General features: G+C 38.3%; 17 protein-coding genes and 1 other annotated feature. Of the genes, 15 read left to right on the top strand and 2 right to left on the bottom strand.

What is annotated here, in order from left to right; all coding sequences use genetic code 11:
• The first annotated feature begins 123 nt into the window (after positions 1–123).
• Both ACRPLY_RS23240 and ACRPLY_RS23235 read left to right on the top strand, forming a co-directional pair.
• Positions 124–1,008 (top strand): NAD-dependent epimerase/dehydratase family protein, encoded by an 885-nt coding sequence (locus ACRPLY_RS23240; RefSeq protein ID WP_325077672.1) that lies wholly within the window; start codon positions 124–126, stop codon positions 1,006–1,008.
• A 76-nt stretch (positions 1,009–1,084) separates the two neighbouring features.
• Positions 1,085–1,279 carry a ComZ family protein gene (locus ACRPLY_RS23235; RefSeq protein ID WP_013081746.1) on the top strand — a complete coding sequence of 65 codons (195 nt, stop codon included), beginning with the start codon at positions 1,085–1,087 and terminating at the stop codon, positions 1,277–1,279.
• Positions 1,280–1,307: 28 nt separating this feature from the next.
• On the opposite strand, the gene ACRPLY_RS23230 is transcribed toward ACRPLY_RS23235, so the two are convergent.
• On the bottom strand, positions 1,308–1,508 hold the full coding sequence (locus tag ACRPLY_RS23230) for a hypothetical protein (protein WP_028412375.1): 201 nt from the start codon (positions 1,506–1,508) through the stop codon (positions 1,308–1,310).
• 256 nt (positions 1,509–1,764) lie between these two features.
• Here ACRPLY_RS23230 and ACRPLY_RS23225 point away from each other — a divergent pair, with 256 nt between their 5' ends.
• The 10 genes from ACRPLY_RS23225 (at position 1,765) to ACRPLY_RS23180 (ending at position 11,848) form a co-directional block, all read left to right on the top strand.
• Entirely contained in the window at positions 1,765–2,703 is a 939-nt protein-coding gene (locus ACRPLY_RS23225) for a beta-ketoacyl-ACP synthase III (RefSeq protein WP_013081747.1), read from the top strand.
• Positions 2,704–2,742: 39 nt separating this feature from the next.
• On the top strand, positions 2,743–3,984 hold the full coding sequence (gene fabF, locus ACRPLY_RS23220) for a beta-ketoacyl-ACP synthase II (protein WP_028412374.1): 1,242 nt from the start codon (positions 2,743–2,745) through the stop codon (positions 3,982–3,984).
• 106 nt (positions 3,985–4,090) lie between these two features.
• Positions 4,091–4,864, top strand: coding sequence for a DUF2268 domain-containing protein (locus ACRPLY_RS23215; protein WP_016763040.1), 774 nt, complete (start codon positions 4,091–4,093; stop codon positions 4,862–4,864).
• A gap of 226 nt (positions 4,865–5,090) precedes the next feature.
• Positions 5,091–6,113, top strand: a complete 1,023-nt coding sequence (locus tag ACRPLY_RS23210; RefSeq protein ID WP_028412372.1) for an ABC transporter ATP-binding protein — start codon at positions 5,091–5,093, stop codon at positions 6,111–6,113.
• Positions 6,113–7,096 carry an ABC transporter ATP-binding protein gene (locus ACRPLY_RS23205; RefSeq protein WP_028412371.1) on the top strand — a complete coding sequence of 328 codons (984 nt, stop codon included), beginning with the start codon at positions 6,113–6,115 and terminating at the stop codon, positions 7,094–7,096. The genes ACRPLY_RS23210 and ACRPLY_RS23205 overlap by 1 nt, the downstream gene beginning before the upstream one ends.
• Before the next feature lie 43 nt (positions 7,097–7,139).
• A complete protein-coding gene (gene opp4A, locus ACRPLY_RS23200; protein WP_048021973.1) occupies positions 7,140–8,879 on the top strand; it encodes an oligopeptide ABC transporter substrate-binding protein in 1,740 nt (579 codons plus the stop codon).
• 28 nt (positions 8,880–8,907) lie between these two features.
• Positions 8,908–9,873 (top strand): oligopeptide ABC transporter permease, encoded by a 966-nt coding sequence (opp4B, locus tag ACRPLY_RS23195; RefSeq protein ID WP_013055410.1) that lies wholly within the window; start codon positions 8,908–8,910, stop codon positions 9,871–9,873.
• A gap of 11 nt (positions 9,874–9,884) precedes the next feature.
• Positions 9,885–10,799, top strand: a complete 915-nt coding sequence (gene opp4C, locus ACRPLY_RS23190) for an oligopeptide ABC transporter permease (protein WP_013081753.1) — start codon at positions 9,885–9,887, stop codon at positions 10,797–10,799.
• Between the two features lie 112 nt (positions 10,800–10,911).
• Entirely contained in the window at positions 10,912–11,070 is a 159-nt protein-coding gene (locus tag ACRPLY_RS23185; protein WP_155916267.1) for a hypothetical protein, read from the top strand.
• Positions 11,071–11,098: 28 nt separating this feature from the next.
• On the top strand, positions 11,099–11,848 hold the full coding sequence (locus ACRPLY_RS23180; RefSeq protein WP_028412368.1) for a YjbA family protein: 750 nt from the start codon (positions 11,099–11,101) through the stop codon (positions 11,846–11,848).
• Positions 11,849–11,876: 28 nt separating this feature from the next.
• On the opposite strand, the gene trpS is transcribed toward ACRPLY_RS23180, so the two are convergent.
• Positions 11,877–12,866, bottom strand: coding sequence for a tryptophan--tRNA ligase (gene trpS / locus ACRPLY_RS23175; RefSeq protein WP_028412367.1), 990 nt, complete (start codon positions 12,864–12,866; stop codon positions 11,877–11,879).
• Between the two features lie 76 nt (positions 12,867–12,942).
• Positions 12,943–13,147 (bottom strand) — a binding site (T-box leader).
• A gap of 666 nt (positions 13,148–13,813) precedes the next feature.
• Between trpS and ACRPLY_RS23170 the strand changes: the two genes are divergently transcribed.
• The 3 genes from ACRPLY_RS23170 to ACRPLY_RS23160 all read left to right on the top strand — a co-directional run bounded on the left by ACRPLY_RS23170 (position 13,814) and on the right by ACRPLY_RS23160 (position 17,422).
• Positions 13,814–15,460 (top strand): peptide ABC transporter substrate-binding protein, encoded by a 1,647-nt coding sequence (locus ACRPLY_RS23170; RefSeq protein WP_247807340.1) that lies wholly within the window; start codon positions 13,814–13,816, stop codon positions 15,458–15,460.
• Positions 15,461–15,557: 97 nt separating this feature from the next.
• Positions 15,558–16,493, top strand: coding sequence for an ABC transporter permease (locus tag ACRPLY_RS23165; RefSeq protein WP_028412365.1), 936 nt, complete (start codon positions 15,558–15,560; stop codon positions 16,491–16,493).
• Positions 16,494–16,495: 2 nt separating this feature from the next.
• Positions 16,496–17,422, top strand: coding sequence for an ABC transporter permease (locus ACRPLY_RS23160; protein ID WP_014461585.1), 927 nt, complete (start codon positions 16,496–16,498; stop codon positions 17,420–17,422).
• Positions 17,423–17,425: the final 3 nt, after the last annotated feature.

Raw genomic sequence — 17,425 nt, 5'->3', positions numbered from 1 at the left:
AAAGAGAGTTCATGATGTTTTTAGGGATGAACTACTTTGAAATAAGGAATGAGTACTCTCTATAACTATAGGGCTTTAAGCTTTTGTTTAATAAATGATGAATGAAGAATTGGAGGAAGCGATATGGGAAATGTAGTAGTAATAGGGGCAAACCGCTTTATTGGTTTTCATTTATGTATGACTTTTTTAGACGAAGGTACAGAAGTAAAAGGATATACACATTCTGCTCATAAAGAAGAAGATGATTTGCAGGAAGAGATGAAATTTTTCTTAGGGCGAAACGCTAATTATGTATCGACTGAAGTAGGCGATTCATTAGATATGATTACATCAGAAACGGATATTGTCTACTTCACGTATTTCGATGGAGGAGATTTTTATCATCCTGATTTTTTAAGACAAGAAATGCAAAAAGCGCAGCAAGTACTCATTCAAGCACTTAATAAATGCCGTCAATTCAACATTCGATTTGTGTTTGTTTCTACCATGCGCGTATTTGGAGACCAGCAGCGAAAGATTGAAGAAACAACGATTCCAGAACCGGACAGTAGTGAAGGAAGGCTATACGTTCATTTTGAGCGAATGATAGAAAAATATAAAGATGATGGATGGCCCATTATGATTGTCAGAACGCCCACTCTTTACGGACCTTGGCAGCCTTTGTCAATGTGCTATTCTAAAAATATTGCCGGGTACGAGGAACCTTTTACCATTATGGAAGGCACGGATTTTATTATTTATATTGAAGACGCCGTCAGTGCACTCAGACGCTGTAAAACTGGTGCATATTCATATGAAGTGGTTCATTTAGTTGAAGAAAAATTACAGCCTTGGAGCGCTGGAGCAAACATTACTCATATGGAGGTGAAGGAAGAAGCGGCTCAAGAAAAATATGAAATCAGCAGGAAAGCGAAAGAACTGCTGCATTTTTCTTCCAAAGTAACGGCTAAAGAAGGCATTTACCTGCAAAAAAAACATATGAGAACATTCTTTTTACCTCTTCATTAAAGGAGAAAGTTGTACTTATAGAATAGATTCGCTAATATAAGGAGGAATAAATGTTTTTAATAAAGGAGATTTCACTATGGAAGAGCAAAATATGCAATTCATGCAAATTGCAATGAAGTACTTGCCAGAAGCAAAGCAGATTTTAGATGAAACAGGCGTTGAGTTATCAATGGAACACGTACAGCCGGTATTGACATTACTGACAAAAGTAATGAACGACGCCTATGAGCTTGGCAAGCAAGATGCATTAGCTGAAAATGAAAACAACTAAAGAAAACAGCTCGGTAGAATCCGAGCTGTTATTTTTGTTTGTAAAATAAATCGACTAAAGGGGCAAACTGTTTAAGAAGAGGAGCTAGTTCTTCAACGGCGAGTACAATTTCATCGATTTGTTTGAATAATCTTTCCCACTCCTCTCGCTCTCTTTCTTCTCTTGATTTTCTGCGCCCAGCTCCAAACATAAAATCAGAAAAAGCTTCATTTCTTTGTCTTCTTGCCATGATACTCATTCCTTTCACTATTTTAATGGTGGGTAAGTTCTTACCTAATGTCCCATACTAGAGTAAGAGGGACCCGTATGATTACTATATGTAGCATGATAGATACCTGAGTAGGACGAACACCCATATAGACAAAAAATAAAAAATGAAGTAAAATTAGTACCAACTCATAATAATTGATTATATAATCGGTAAATGAAATGACAGATATAGGTTTTATAGGAATATAAGCCTTTTATTTAAAGGAGAGGTTGATATGAACGCTGGTGTTCTAGGAATTGGACGTTATGTACCAGAGAAAGTTGTAACAAATTTAGATCTTGAAAAAGTAATGGATACATCAGATGAGTGGATTCGTACGCGCACAGGTATTCAAGAGCGCCGAATTGCAGCCGATAACGAGGACACATCTGATTTAGCTTATAAAGCAGCAGTTGAAGCTTTACATAAAGCTAACGTCGAGGCAGAAGATATTGACATGATCATTGTTGCTACGGTAACGCCAGATCAACCGTTTCCTACAGTATCATGTATGCTGCAAGAAAAATTGGGAGCAAAAAAAGCAGCTTCTTACGATGTGAGTGCAGCATGTGCAGGATTTATGTACGGCATGATTACAGCTAAGCAATTTATTGAAACTAATGCTTACAAGCATATATTAGTGGTCGGTGTAGAAAAGCTTTCTAAGATTACAGATTGGGACGACCGTAACACGGCTGTTTTATTCGGAGACGGAGCAGGTGCAGTTGTAATGGGACCTGTGTCAGAAGGACGAGGTATTTTATCCTTTGAACTAGGATCCGACGGTACAGGAGGCAAGCACTTGTATCAAAACGAGCTTGATCATATTGTCATGAACGGACGTGAAGTATTTAAGTTTGCTGTTCGACAAATGGGGGAATCTGCTGTTAATGTAATTGAAAAAGCAGGTTTAACAAAAGAGGATGTTGATTTTCTTGTACCTCATCAAGCGAATATTCGTATTATGGAAGCTGCAAGACAGCGATTAGACTTGCCTGAAGAAAAAATGTCTAAAACAATCCAATACTACGGCAATACATCAGCAGCATCGATTCCAATTTCAATTGTTCATGAGCTTGAAGCAGGGAAAATTCAAGACGATGATTTAATTGTAATGGTTGGCTTCGGAGGCGGCTTAACATGGGGAGCTATTGCCATTAGATGGGGAAAATAACACTACATTTTTAAAGCAACTGAAGGAGATGAATGTACGATGAATAAAAAACGTGTAGTTGTAACAGGACTTGGTGGGCTTACACCAATTGGAAATGACGTAGAAACAGCTTGGAAAAACGCAGTAGCAGGCGTGTCTGGCGTTGGTCCTTTAACAAGACTAGATGCAGATGAATTTCCTGCTAAAGTAGCGGCTGAAGTAAAAGATTTTAACGTGGAAGATTTTATTGACCGCAAAGAGGCTCGTAAGATGGATCGCTTTACTCAATATGCGATGGTAGCTGCATTGGCGGCTGTTAAAGATGCGAATTTGACTATTACGGAAGAGATTGCTCCAAACGTCGGGGTTTGGATTGGATCTGGAATTGGCGGTATGGAAACGTTTGAAAATCAATATTCAACGTTATTAGAAAAGGGTGCCCGCCGTGTAAGTCCATTCTTTATTCCGATGATGATTCCTGATATGGCAACAGGACAAGTTTCTATTGCTTTAGGGGCGAAAGGCGTGAACTCTTGTACGGTAACGGCGTGTGCAACAGGTACAAACTCTATTGGTGATGCATTTAAAGTCATTCAACGCGGAGATGCAGACGTGATGGTGACGGGCGGTACGGAAGCACCAATCACGCGTTTATCTATTGCTGGTTTCTGTGCGAATAAAGCACTTTCTACAAATCCAGATCCTGCAACAGCATCTCGTCCGTTTGATAAAGACCGCGACGGCTTCGTTATGGGAGAAGGTGCGGGTGTTATTGTGCTTGAAGAGCTTGAACATGCATTAGCACGCGGCGCACGTATTTATGCTGAAATTGTGGGCTATGGTTCAACAGGAGATGCTCATCATATCACAGCGCCAGCTCCAGGAGGAGAAGGCGGCGTTCGTGCAATGCGTCATGCGATTGAAGATGCAGGTCTACAGCCAAGTGATATTGATTACATCAATGCTCACGGTACAAGTACAGGGTACAACGATAAATTTGAAACGATGGCTATTAAAGAAGTATTTGGTGACCACGCTCAAAAAGTAGCAATTAGTTCAACAAAGTCAATGACTGGCCACTTGCTAGGAGCTGCTGGTGGAGTAGAAGCTATTTTTAGTGTGAAAGCAATTCAAGACGGTATTCTTCCTCCAACAATTAACTATCAAACACCCGATGAAGAGTGCGATTTAGACTACATTCCAAACAAAGCGCGTAAGCAAGAAGTAAAAGCGGTGCTAAGCAACTCACTTGGATTTGGCGGTCACAATGCAACAATCATCTTTAAAAAGTACGAAGCATAATGAAAAATTCTAGGCTGACGCCTAGAATTTTTTTTATTTTTAATAACCAAAAGAGTAGCTGTGAACATATCATGAAACAAAAGGATGAAGAAAGAGAGGGGAAAACATGCCGATTGTTTCAACTTCTACTTGGACGGAGCCGAAAGAAATAAGCCGTTATCTTGCGCGCTATTTTAAGAAATTAAAAGAAAAAGAATATATGGAATTACTTTTTAACTATGGAATGTGTCCGCCTTCTTTAATGTTTATAAAAGAATTAGAAGAAATGAAGAAAAGGCAGGTTTGGAAGAAAGTAAAAGCACATTATGAAAAGCTTAAAAAAGCATGGAATGGGCCGGATGTAGCGGTGCTAGTGCTTCCAAGCAATCCTCGAAATCGAAAAATGCAGCGTGAATTTAACGGAAGAGCAGGTGTCGCTTTTACCGATAAATTATTTGTGTTTATGACAAGTCATACATCCGATGAAGAAATGTTAGCGGTGCTTACCCATGAATATCATCACGTTTGCAGGCTAAAAGCCATTAACAAATCTGATGAAACGATTACTTTGTTAGACGCTATGATGATGGAAGGGTTAGCTGAAAGAGCAGTGGAGGAATATTGTGGTAAAAAATATTTAGCCCCTTGGACAAATTATTATACCATTGAAGAAGCTAAAAAAATGTGGGAAAAGCATGTTAAACCTTATTACAATCTGCGCGCTGACGAAAAAAAATATGATCAACTGTTATTCGGCCAAAATTGGTATCCAGAAATGATGGGCTACAATATCGGTTATCATCTTGTTACTTCATGTATGAAGCCTCACACTTTAACTACTACCCAGCTGCTTCCTCTTAGTACCAATACTATCTTAAAAAAATCTGCGTTCCAACTGTAAAAAAATAAGTTCTATATACCTAAAACAAAAAATAGTAAAATTTATCCTGTTTTCAACAAAAAATTAGGAGGTTTATGCGTTAAAGTGCTGAAGAGATATTCAAAAATCATTATTTTAAAAATAAAAAATATAATTAATTTTCAAAATATATTGATTTTGTAATGAAATTGTAATAATATCTTATTCAAATATAACAATTTTTAGAAAAATGAGGTGTGCACTATAAATGGATAAAAAGCCCGTCGAATCAACACCTTTACTAGAAGTGAAAAATTTACAAACTGCTTTTTCCATTAATGATTCCTGGCATAATGCTGTGGACGACGTGTCGTTTCAAGTCGGACGAAAGCGAATTGTAGGAGTTGTAGGAGAATCTGGCTGTGGAAAAAGCGTATTGTCTTTATCCGTTATTGGGCTATTACCTAAAGTAAATAGTCAAATTAGAAGCGGAAGCGTTGTATTTAACGGAAAGAATCTTACGCACTTATCAGAAGATGAGATGAATGATGTTCGGGGAAAAGACATCTCAATGATTTTCCAAGAACCGATGACATCTCTCAATCCTGTTTTAACCATTGGGTATCAGCTGCAGGAAGTATTGTTTAACCATATGAATATATCGAAAGCGGAAGCGCGTGAAAAAAGCATTGCGCTTTTAAAAAGCGTTGGTATTTCGAGATCCGAAAAGCTCATCGATGAATATCCGCATCAGCTATCGGGAGGAATGAGACAGCGCGTCATGATTGCCATGGCGGTAGCTTGTCAGCCTAAACTTTTAATTGCGGATGAGCCGACAACCGCCCTGGATGTTACGGTTCAAGCTCAAATTTTAGAATTGTTAAAAGAAATTCAAGAAAGCAATGATATGTCTATTATTATGATTACTCATGATTTAGGAGTCGTTGCTGAGATGTGTGATGAAGTGATTGTCATGTATGGCGGGAAAATTGTTGAGCATACAGATGTTGATACGTTATTTTATGCCCCAAAACATCCGTACACGAAAGCGCTTCTTCACTCAATTCCACGCATGGAAGATGATGTAGAAGTATTAAATACGATCAAAGGAATTGTGCCTTCTCTTGTAAACATGCCGAGGACAGGCTGTCGTTTCGTTAACCGATGTCCTCATGCAATGGAAGACTGCAGTTCCGTTACGCCTGTTCTTCGCGAGGATTCACAGGGGCATGACGTCGCATGTCTGCTGTATGAAAACAGCTATCCGTCAAAAGGAGTGAAGACAAGCTAATGACTAAAGCAGTGAAAGATGTATTGCTAGAAGTTCAGCATTTAAAAACCTACTATCCTATTCACGGGGGATTTTTTCGAAAGAAAATTGGTGATGTAAAAGCAGTTGACGGTATTTCCTTTGCGATTCGAAAAGGAGAAACGCTCGGTCTGGTAGGAGAATCTGGCTGTGGAAAATCCACGGCAGGAAGGACGATTCTAAGACTGTTGGAACCAACTAGCGGAAAAATTATTTTCGATGGTAAAGATATCACAGAAGCAAGAGGAACTTCTCTCCGTAAAATTAGACAAGATTTCCAAATGGTTTTTCAAGATCCCTATGCTTCCCTCAATCCAATGCAAATGGTTGGAGATGTTATTTCTGAACCAATTCGGAATTTTACAGGAAAATCAACCAATCAATTAAAATCAGAAGTTATGAATCTACTTACAAAAGTAGGGTTACCGGAAGATGCATACTATAAATATCCTCACGAATTTTCCGGTGGGCAGCGTCAGCGTATTGGAATTGCACGTGCACTTGCACTTCGTCCAAAACTTATTATTGCTGATGAACCGGTGTCGGCACTTGACGTTTCTGTCCAATCACAAGTTTTAAACCTTCTTAAAGAACTTCAACAAGAATTCGACCTAACCTTTTTATTTATTGCCCATGATTTGAGTGTTGTTAAACATATGAGTGACCGTATCGGTGTTATGTACCTAGGCGGTTTAGTAGAAATTGCTGATAAGAAAAGCCTATACGCAGAGCCGTTGCACCCTTATACGCAAGCGCTTGTATCGGCTATACCTGAACCAGATCCACGAAAGAAAAAACAGCGCATTATTTTACAGGGAGATGTGCCAAGTCCAATTGATCCGCCAAAAGGCTGTGCGTTTCATCCTCGCTGTATACATGCCATGGCAGAGTGCAGCCAAACGAAACCTGCCTTAAAGGAGGTGAGACCTGGCCATCAAGTAGCTTGCCATTTATATAACTCGTAAAAGCTACATACGAACAGATTATTAGTTAAATAGGGGGAACGTCATGATGAAAAAGAAATCGTTTTTATCACTTGTTTCCATTTTGCTTGTGCTATCGCTTTTTCTAGCGGCATGCAGCGGTGGAAGCAGTTCTTCATCTTCTAGTAATAAAGAAGGCGGAGAAGCAAAAACTGAAGGTGCAAAAACAGACAAGCCAAAAGATGGCGGAACGATTACGTATGGGATTGACGGAGCGCCGGAAGGGCTTTTTGAGTACGCATTGTATGGTAGTGCATATGATAGCCAAATCTTAGAATTTATCAATGAAGGTCTTTTTACTTATGATAAGAAATTAAAAATTAAATCTGACTTAGCTACTTGGGACGTGAGTGGTGATAAACTAACTTACACGTTTAAATTAAAAAAGGGGATTAAGTGGCATAACGGAGATCCATTAACTGCAGATGATTTTAAATATACGTATGAAACGATTGCTGATAAAGACTATACAGGTCCACGCTATGTAAACGTTGAGCATATTAAAGGCGCTCAAGAATATCATGACGGCAAAGCGGATTCTATTTCCGGAGTTGAAGTGGTAGATCCGCAAACATTTAAAGTAACGTTTAAAGAAGTTCGTGTAAATAACTTAGACAATCTATGGCCGTATCCAATGCCGAAAAAGTACTATGAAGGAATTGCTGTAAAAGATCTTGCAGAGTCCAAACAAGTTCGTAAAGAGCCTATTGGTGTTGGACCATTTAAAGTGAAAAAAGTGGTAGCAAGTGAATATGTTCAGATGGAACGCAATGATGACTATTGGAAAGGTAAGCCTCATCTTGATGGCGTTGTTGTAAAAGTACTGGATCCATCTGTTTCCGCCGGAGCATTGAAAAAAGGCGATGTCGACATTATGGATGTTCGCCCAGCTGATTTAGGGCAAGTTGAAAAAGCAGAAAACTTAGACTTTTTGGAAGGGAAATCAACTAGTTATTCGTATATTGGTCTACGATTTGGACATCGTGATAAAAACGCTGGTAAAAACGTAGATGATTATGATAAGTTCAAAGATCTAAAACTTCGTCAAGCATTGCTTTACGCAATAGATAGAAAAGCAATGGTAAAAGCATTTATGAACGACAAAGCGGTTGTTTCTAACACAGTTATTCCCTCTGTATTCTGGATTGCTGCTGACCAAAAAGATTTAACAAAGTACAAGTATAGTCCAGAAAAAGCTAAAAAATTGTTAGCTGAAGCTGGTTATAAAGATAAGAATAATGACGGTTTTGTAGAAGATCCAAACGGAAAACCATTTACGATCTCATTTGGTCACTATGCTGGTCCAGCCAACTTCGAGGGTCGTGCGAAGGCTATTATGCAAGCATGGAATGATATTGGTATTAAAACAAAATTAGCAACGGGTTCACTTGTTGAATTTAACTTGTACAATGAAATGAAAGATAACGACGATAAGGCGTTAGAAGCGTTCTTCGGTTCTTGGGACACTGGTTCAGATCCAGATCCTACAGGATTATGGAGCTCTAATGCTGAATGGAACTATGGCCGTTGGGTAAATAAGGAATCTGATGAAATGCTTAAAGACGGTTTGAGTGAAAAATCATTTGATGATAAATACCGTAAAGATGTATATGTAAAATGGCAAAAATTCTTTAACGAGCAGCTGCCAGCACTTCCTTTATGGGAAAATATCAATATTTATGCTGTGAATAAGCGTGTGAAAAACGTAACTCTAGATCCATCAACGGTAGTTGTAGATCCGGAGAAATGGTCTGTAACGGAATAAGTATTTTACATGTAAAGGAGAGTCAACGATGCTGCAATACTCACTAAGACGTATTTTAGGGATGATTCCAATGTTGATTCTGATCTCCTTTGTTGTGTTTTCCCTGGCGAAAATGATGCCAGGGGACCCTTTTGGGGGAGAAATCAACCCCAGTAATACAGATCCAAAATACATTGAGGAAATGCGTGATAAGCTAGGATATAACGATCCTATCTACGTTCAATATTGGAACTGGGTAAAGGGAGTGGCACAAGGAGATTTAGGAAAGTCAACAACTCATAAGTTACCGACATTAGATATTATTTTAGAGCGTATGCCTAATACGATCTTTTTAGCTTTGACTTCGCTTTTGATTACGTATGTGTTTGCATTTATTTTAGGTATGTATGCAGGAAGAAAACCGTATACCTTAGCAGATAACTTTATTGCAGGATATAATTACTTTGCATTAGCGGTTCCATCGTTTATCGCAGGGATCGTAGGCATTTATTTATTTTCCTTTCAGTTAGGCTGGTTTCCGTTTAGCGGTTCTGTTGAAGTAGGATTAAAAGAGGGATCATGGGAATTTATTCAAAGTAGAATTCATCACGTTATATTACCTGCACTGATTCTTGGCTTGATGTCGACCGCGCAGTATACCCAATTTTTGCGCAATGATATTATTGAAAACAGTCGCAAAGATTTTGTGCGCACAGCTAGAGCAAAAGGAACAAAAGAATCTAAAATTTATAATGTTCATATCTTACGCAACTCAATGATTCCGCTTATTACGTTTTTAGGGTTTGATCTTGTAACAATCATTAGCGGTTCTATCATTACAGAGACAATCTTTACGTATCCAGGAATCGGAAAGTTGTTTGTTGACTCTGTAGCAACTCGTGACTACTCAGTTATGATGTCGCTTACAATGCTGTTTTCAATTTTAACATTGGTTGGGAATCTGGTTGCTGATTTGTTATACGGCGTAGCAGATCCGCGTATTCGTTTGGATTAGGAGGAGAAAGTATGGAAATTGTAACGAAAAAAGATGTACAGCCAGAAGTGAATATGAAAGCTCCTAAAAACCTTTCTCCATGGGCGATTGCGCGAAAGAAGTTTGTTAAAAATAAACTAGCTATGATAAGTTTAGCTTTCATGATTGTGATTACGCTTCTTGCTATTTTTGCACCGCTGCTTACAAAAGCAGATATTACACGTATCGACTATATGGCGATGAATGCAGCGCCTTCCAGTGAGCATTGGTTTGGAACGGATACAAATGGTCGAGACGTATTTGCACGTACATTGTATGGAGGAAGAACTTCGTTACTGATTGGAGTTGCTTGTACAACACTCGTTATTTTAATCGGAACTCTTATTGGTTCGATTGCGGGTTATTACGGAGGCAAAGTGGACCAATTCTTAATGCGTTTTACAGACTTTGTCTTAAACTTTCCGCTCATTGTTTTTGTTGTAGTGTTAAATACAATTCTAATTGGAAAAATCTCAGGCGTTTGGACGCTCATCCTAGTTGTTAGTTTCCTAAGCTGGGGAAGTACGGCCCGGCTGGTGCGAAGCAAAGTCTTGGCTGAAAAAGAAAATGAATATGTGCTTTCAGCTGTTTCCATTGGGTGCAGCCCGTTTAAAATCATCTTCAAACATTTGCTGCCAAATGTGTTTTCAACGATTGTGGTTCAAGCCAGTTTGCAGATGGCCATCCTTATCGTGTTTGAGTCAGCGATTAGCTTTATCGGTTTTGGCGTGCCGGCTGATACGCCGAGCTGGGGGAATATGCTGACAGAAGCAAGGGAATCAGATGTGCTGCAGAATAAGCCTTGGATGTGGGTTCCGCCAGGTTTAGCTATTACATTTACGATCCTGGCTATCAACTTCATTGGTGAAGGATTAAAAGATGCTTTAAATCCAAAATCTCTTCGTTAAAAATCTATCACAAAAGTGTGATAGATTTTTTTAGGTTTGTCAGACCTCCTGACAAACCTATTACTATAGAAGAAACTCGGATTTTTTCTGCTTATAGGGGTGGATATAGTTCATGAAGCCTGTAGCAATCATTAGCACTGGCGTTATGTCTGAGCTTCGAAATAAGTGCATTTGCATAATAGCCAAAAACGAAGGTATTTTACAATTAATTTTTAGAAAAATAACATCATTTGGAATAAAAATTCCTTTCTCTGCCTATACTGATGGATAACAAACAGATAGTAAGTGAGGGGTAAATTATGCTATATCTTCATGATGTATGGGTTAATTGGTTTGAAGGCGAAGAAAACGGTTATAATGTGTGTCATTTCCATGAGTGGAGAAAAGACGATTGTGTAGAACTGCTCGATCAAGCACCGTTATTAAAAGTAAATCCGCTTTTATTTCATTACATTGAAAATGATCTTTCCGAGCTACCTCAACAACTACTACAAGATGTCTATCAGAAAGCATACATTCGGAAAAATCATGAGCGCACGCAGGTTGAATATTGTTTTATTGTTACAGATGGAACGAATATTTTAGCAATTGATACGATGGGCTATCATATCCCAATTCGAAAAAGCCGCTTAATTCCAAGACAAGAACAGTTAGTTTATGAGATGATTGCGGATCAAGAAGAGCTAGAATATAAGTTCAGTGAAGACGAGCTAACTAAAAAAGAGCATCATATTCTTTCGCCGTCTCCTGAAACGATGAGAGGGCTAACACGTAAAGAACGTCAGCTAAAACAGCTGTTATTTATGGCACTTGATCAGCTACATACAACAAAAAATACAGCTCAAATCCGCTACTGGTACACAGAGTGGAATCCAACGAAATACGAAGACATTCAAGAGATGCCGTTTCAAGACGTATGGAATCAGCTATACGATGAAACGAAGTCAGGGTGGTCACCGAAACATAAATTATTATGCGAGCGCTTAGTAAAAGGACAACCTTTCTTTGAAAAACTTTGGGAAATTGAACAAGAGCCAAAAGTGAATTAAAAAAACGACTGCATAGCAGTCGTTTTTTTTAACGTTTACGGCCAATTCCCATTGCGTTTCGCATTTTGCGAAGCATTTTATTAGCCGTTGCATTTGCTTTATCGGCACCTTGATCTAAAATATCATCTAACTCGCTAGAATCAACTAATTCATAATATCTTTCTTGAATTGGAGCAAGTGCTTCAGCTACTACTTTAGCTGTGTCAGCTTTAAAGTCACCATAACCTTTGCCTTCGTACATTGCTTCAATGTCTTCGATTGATTTATTTGCTAGGATTGAATAAATGCTTAATAAGTTTGAAATACCTGGCTTATTTTCTTTATCGTAGCGAACAATACCTTCTGAATCCGTTACGGCACTTTTGATTTTCTTTTCAATCGTTTTAGCGTCATCCAAGAGCGTAATAAAAGCTTTTTGGTTTGGATCGGACTTGCTCATTTTTTTCGTAGGATCTTGAAGAGACATGACGCGTGCGCCCACTTTTGGAATACGTACTTCAGGAATAGTGAAGATATCATTGTATTTTTTGTTAAAGCGCTCAGCTAAGTCACGCGTTAATTCTAAATGCTGCTTTTGATCTTCACCAACTGGCACCAAATCGGTGTTGTATAAAAGAATATCAGCTGCCATTAGTGGAGGATAAGTTAATAATCCTGCTGATACTGCTTCTTTTCCAGCGGACTTATCTTTAAACTGAGTCATACGCTCAAGTTCACCGATATACGCTACGCACTGTAACATCCATCCTGCTTCCGTGTGGGCGGGCACTTCTGATTGAATAAATAAAGTTGATTTTGCTGGATCAATTCCTACTGCTACATACAGAGCAGCAAGGCTGCGAATGTTTTTACGAAGTGCTAAACGGTCTTGAGGCGCTGTAATTGCATGCTGATCTACAATACAAAAATGACAGTTATAGTCATGTTGAAGTTCAACAAATTGCTTCATCGCTCCAATGTAGTTGCCTAAAGTGATTGTACCGCTTGGTTGAATACCTGAAAAAATTGTTTTCATCAAATCTTCCTTTCATCTGCACATATATGATGCTAGTTTACGTATACAACATAAAAAGGCCCATCCGCTCCTAGCATAAGCTAGGGGCGAATGGACCGCGTTGCCACCCTAATTAGCACACATTATTGTGAACTATCTTTATTCATGTAACGTTGAGATCAACGTTCAAGCTTTGCACTTGAAAGCTCCAAAGTCCATTCTGCAGGTTTCAATGTTTGTTCTCACCAGCCACAAACTCTCTAAAAATGAAAATTCTGCATACTACTCTTTTTCACAGCTTTAATTATATAGTTATTCATTATTATAACGCGAAAAAGCAGGAATTTAAACATCTTATCGCTAAAAAGGTTTATAAGACAATTTACTGGAATTTTTCTTCGGCAAAAAAAGACAAGAACCTTTTAATTAAAGCATTTCTTGATGAAAATTTGGTGGAGGATTTGGTAAAAATCTTTTATTTAGTATTTCTAATAACTTTGTAATACTATTGTAATACCTATACTACAAAAAAGATTTTAGACGTCAGACAAGTAGGCACAATCCTTATAAGATAAGGTTTTTTCCCTTATGACAAAAAAATACCATTAAATAATAGTATTGCAATAAATTTTTAAAATATTTATAATAGGCGTAACAAACATATTTTTTACAAAGGTATTACAATTTCTTAATTTTTCAGAAAACACAAAATAGACAATGTTTTGTTTCAATTAGCGGATTTTGTAATGAATGAGTCTTCTACATATTAAGCGCATACATTGGATTTACAGCATGTAAACAATTGATGACAGTTTCATAGGGTAGAAGAATAATTTTGCAGCGAGGTCTTTAACGCTCTACTACGCGAAAAAATAACTGATTATTTTGTATTGAAAGATGATTAAGAAATTAGTGCATATCAAAAAAATATGGTTGCCACACAAACAAAATTTAATAGGGGGTAACACGCAATGAAGAAAAGGTTGTCGATTCTTTTCAGTTTGCTGCTTGTCATGAGCTTGTTTTTAGCTGCATGTGGATTTAACAAAGAATCTGGTGGCAGTGAAAATGCTAGCAGTGATGGCGGCGACAAGAAAAAAGAGCAAGAGCTTCGCGTAAATATTAAAACTGAGCCTTTTTCACTAAACCCAGGCTTAGCTAATGATTCAACGTCATCAAACGTATTATTACAAACATTTGAAGGTTTAACTCGTATCGGTAAAGATGGAAAGCCTGAAAATGCAATGGCGAAAGATGTGAAGATCAGCGATGATCAAACTAAATATACGTTTACGATTCGCGACGATGCAAAATGGTCAAACGGTGACCCTGTAACAGCAAAAGATTTCGAATATGCATGGAAATGGGCGTTAGATCCTAAAAACGAATCTCAATATGCATATCAATTATACTATGTTAAAAATGCACAGGCTGCTAATGAAGGAAAAGGTTCATTAGATGACGTTGCGGTTAAAGCAACAGATGATAAAACGCTTGAGGTAACATTAGAAAACCCAACGCCATATTTCTTAGAATTAACAGCTTTCTATACGTACTTCCCAGTGAATACGAAAATTGCTGAATCAAATGAAAAATGGTACACAAATGCAGGCGAAAATTATACGTCAAACGGTCCTTTCAAGCTTAAAGCTTGGAAACATAACGACAAAATCGAGCTAGTTCCTAATGAAAACTATTGGGATAAAGATGCTGTAAAACTTAAAAAAGTTGAAATGTACATGATCAATGATAACAACACTGAACTTTCAATGTTCAAAAACGGTGAATTAGACTGGGCGGGTATGCCTACCGGTCAATTACCAGCTGATGCACTTCCTGAATTAAAGAAAGACGGTTCATTAAACATTCAAGAAATTGCAGGTACTTACTGGTACAAGTTTAATACAGAACAAAAACCTTTAGACAATGTGAACATTCGTAAAGCATTAGCTTATGCAATTGATCGTAAAGGTATTACAGAACAAATTACAAAAGACGGTTCAGTTCCAGCGATGGCGGCTGTACCACCAACAATGTTTGAAGATAACAAAAAAGGCTACTTCAAAGACAATGATGTGAAAAAAGCAAAAGAATATTTAGAAAAAGGCTTGAAAGAAATGGGCCTTAAAGATGCTTCAGAACTACCAGCAATTAAGGTGTCATACAACACGGATGAAAAACATGCAAAAATTGCACAAGCTGTTCAAGATATGTGGAAGAAAAACCTTGGTATTAAAGTACAGTTAGACAACTCTGAGTGGGCTGTTTACATTGAAAAGTTACACCAAGGAGATTATCAAGTTGGGCGTATGGGCTGGTTAGGAGACTTTAACGATCCAATCAACTTCCTAGAGTTATTCCGTGACAAAAAAGGCGGAAACAATGATACAAACTGGGAAAATCCAGAATATAAAAAGTTATTAATTGACTCTCAAAAAGAAACAGATCCTAAAAAACGTCAGGCAATGTTGAAAAAAGCAGAAGGTATCTTCATGGATGAAATGCCAGTGGCACCAATCTACTTCTACACAAATGCTTGGGTACAAGACAAGCAGCTGAAAGATGTTGTGATGTCTGGTCTTGGAGACATTCAGATTAAGTGGGCTCATTTTGAGTAAGTAACATCAATTATGACAAAGGGTATATGGGGCCTGGTGCTCCATATACTTTTCTTTCTTGTGCGCGAATTTTGTAAAAATATGGAGGTGTGTCAGGGTGTTCAAATATATAGGAAAACGACTTATTTATATGTTTCTATCATTATGGCTGATCGTAACAGCGACCTTTTTCTTAATGCGTGCTGTTCCAGGAGGTCCATTCACATCAGAAAAGCAGCTTCCCCCTGAAATTCAAAAAAATCTAAATCAGTATTACGGTTTAGATCAGCCTTGGTACCATCAGTACTTTGATTACTTAACATCAATTTTAAAGTGGGATTTTGGTCCATCTTTCAAATATAAAGGGCAAACGGTAAATGATTTGATTAACGGCGGATTCCCTGTTTCATTCATGCTAGGGATGGAAGCTATTTTAATAGCAATTGCTATTGGCGTAGTACTAGGTGTTATTGCTGCTTTAAAACATAATAAATGGCAAGATTACACGGCGATGGTTATTGCAGTTCTAGGAATCTCAGTTCCAAGTTTTATCATGGCAGCGGTATTACAATACGTTCTGGCTATGAAACTACAAATTTTTCCGGTTGCACGCTGGGAATCTTGGGCACACACGGTGTTACCAGCTCTCGCGCTTGCTTCAACCCCTATGGCGTTTATCGCACGATTAACTCGGTCGAGTATGCTTGAAGTATTAAGCAATGATTATATTCGTACAGCGAAAGCAAAAGGTTTAAGCAGAGGCGTTATTACAGTTAAGCACGCCATGCGAAATGCGATGCTTCCAGTCGTATCCTATATGGGACCTTTAGTAGCAGGGATTTTAACGGGTAGCTTTGTTATTGAAAAAATATTTGGTATCCCTGGATTAGGTTCACACTTTGTACTCAGTATCTCAAACCGAGACTATACAACGATTATGGGCGTAACGGTGTTCTACAGTATTTTACTACTTGTATGTATCCTGCTTGTAGATATTGCATACGGCTTTATTGATCCTCGAATTAAACTTACAGGTGCTAAGAAAGGAGAGTAACTATGCAGCAACTTCCGAAAATTCCTAAAGAAATGTTTGAAACAGCAGGGATTGACCATGCTCAAGCAGAAAAGATTGAAAAACCGAGTCTTTCGTTCTGGCAAGATGTTTTTATTCGTTTTCGCAAAAATAAGCTTGCTATGTTTGGTGTAGTACTAATGGTTCTCCTTGTTTTTATGGCGATATTTGGTCCATTGATGGTGAAATACGATTATGCAACCAATGATTTATTGAATGCCAATCAGGCACCATCTTCTGAGCACTGGTTCGGCACAGATGAATTAGGGCGCGATGTGTTTGCTCGTACGTGGGAAGGCGCTCGTATTTCATTATTTATCGGGTTAGCAGCAGCTTTAATTGATTTATTCATCGGCGTAGTTTGGGGAAGCATCTCTGGATACCGCGGCGGCCGTACGGATGAAACAATGATGCGTGTTGCGGATATCTTATATGGTGTTCCTTACCTTTTACTGGTTATTATTTTAATGGTTATGCTTGGCCAAGGGTTAGGCACGATGATATTGGCGATGACCATTACCGGCTGGATTAACATGGCCCGTATTGTACGTGGACAAGTATTGCAGTTGAAAAACCAAGAGTACGTAATGGCTTCACAAACATTAGGAGCAACAACAAAGCGTATTTTATTTAAACATCTTATTCCGAATGCAACAGGTCCAATTTTAGTAACAATGACACTAACGATTCCTTCAGCAATCTTTACAGAAGCATTTTTAAGCTACTTGGGACTAGGCGTTCCGGCACCGCTTGCAAGCTGGGGAACAATGGCTTCAGAAGGCTTACCTGCTTTGGAATACTATCCTTGGCGCTTATTTTTCCCAGGTTTGTTTATCTGTTTAACAATCTTAGCGTTCAACGTAATTGGTGATGGATTACGAGATGCGTTAGATCCAAAACTACGTAAGTAAGGA

It is taken from the genome of Priestia sp. TGN 0903, from assembly GCF_050846855.1.
Taxonomy (GTDB): domain Bacteria; phylum Bacillota; class Bacilli; order Bacillales; family Bacillaceae_H; genus Priestia; species Priestia zanthoxyli.
This window is presented reverse-complemented; position numbering and strand designations above follow the sequence as displayed.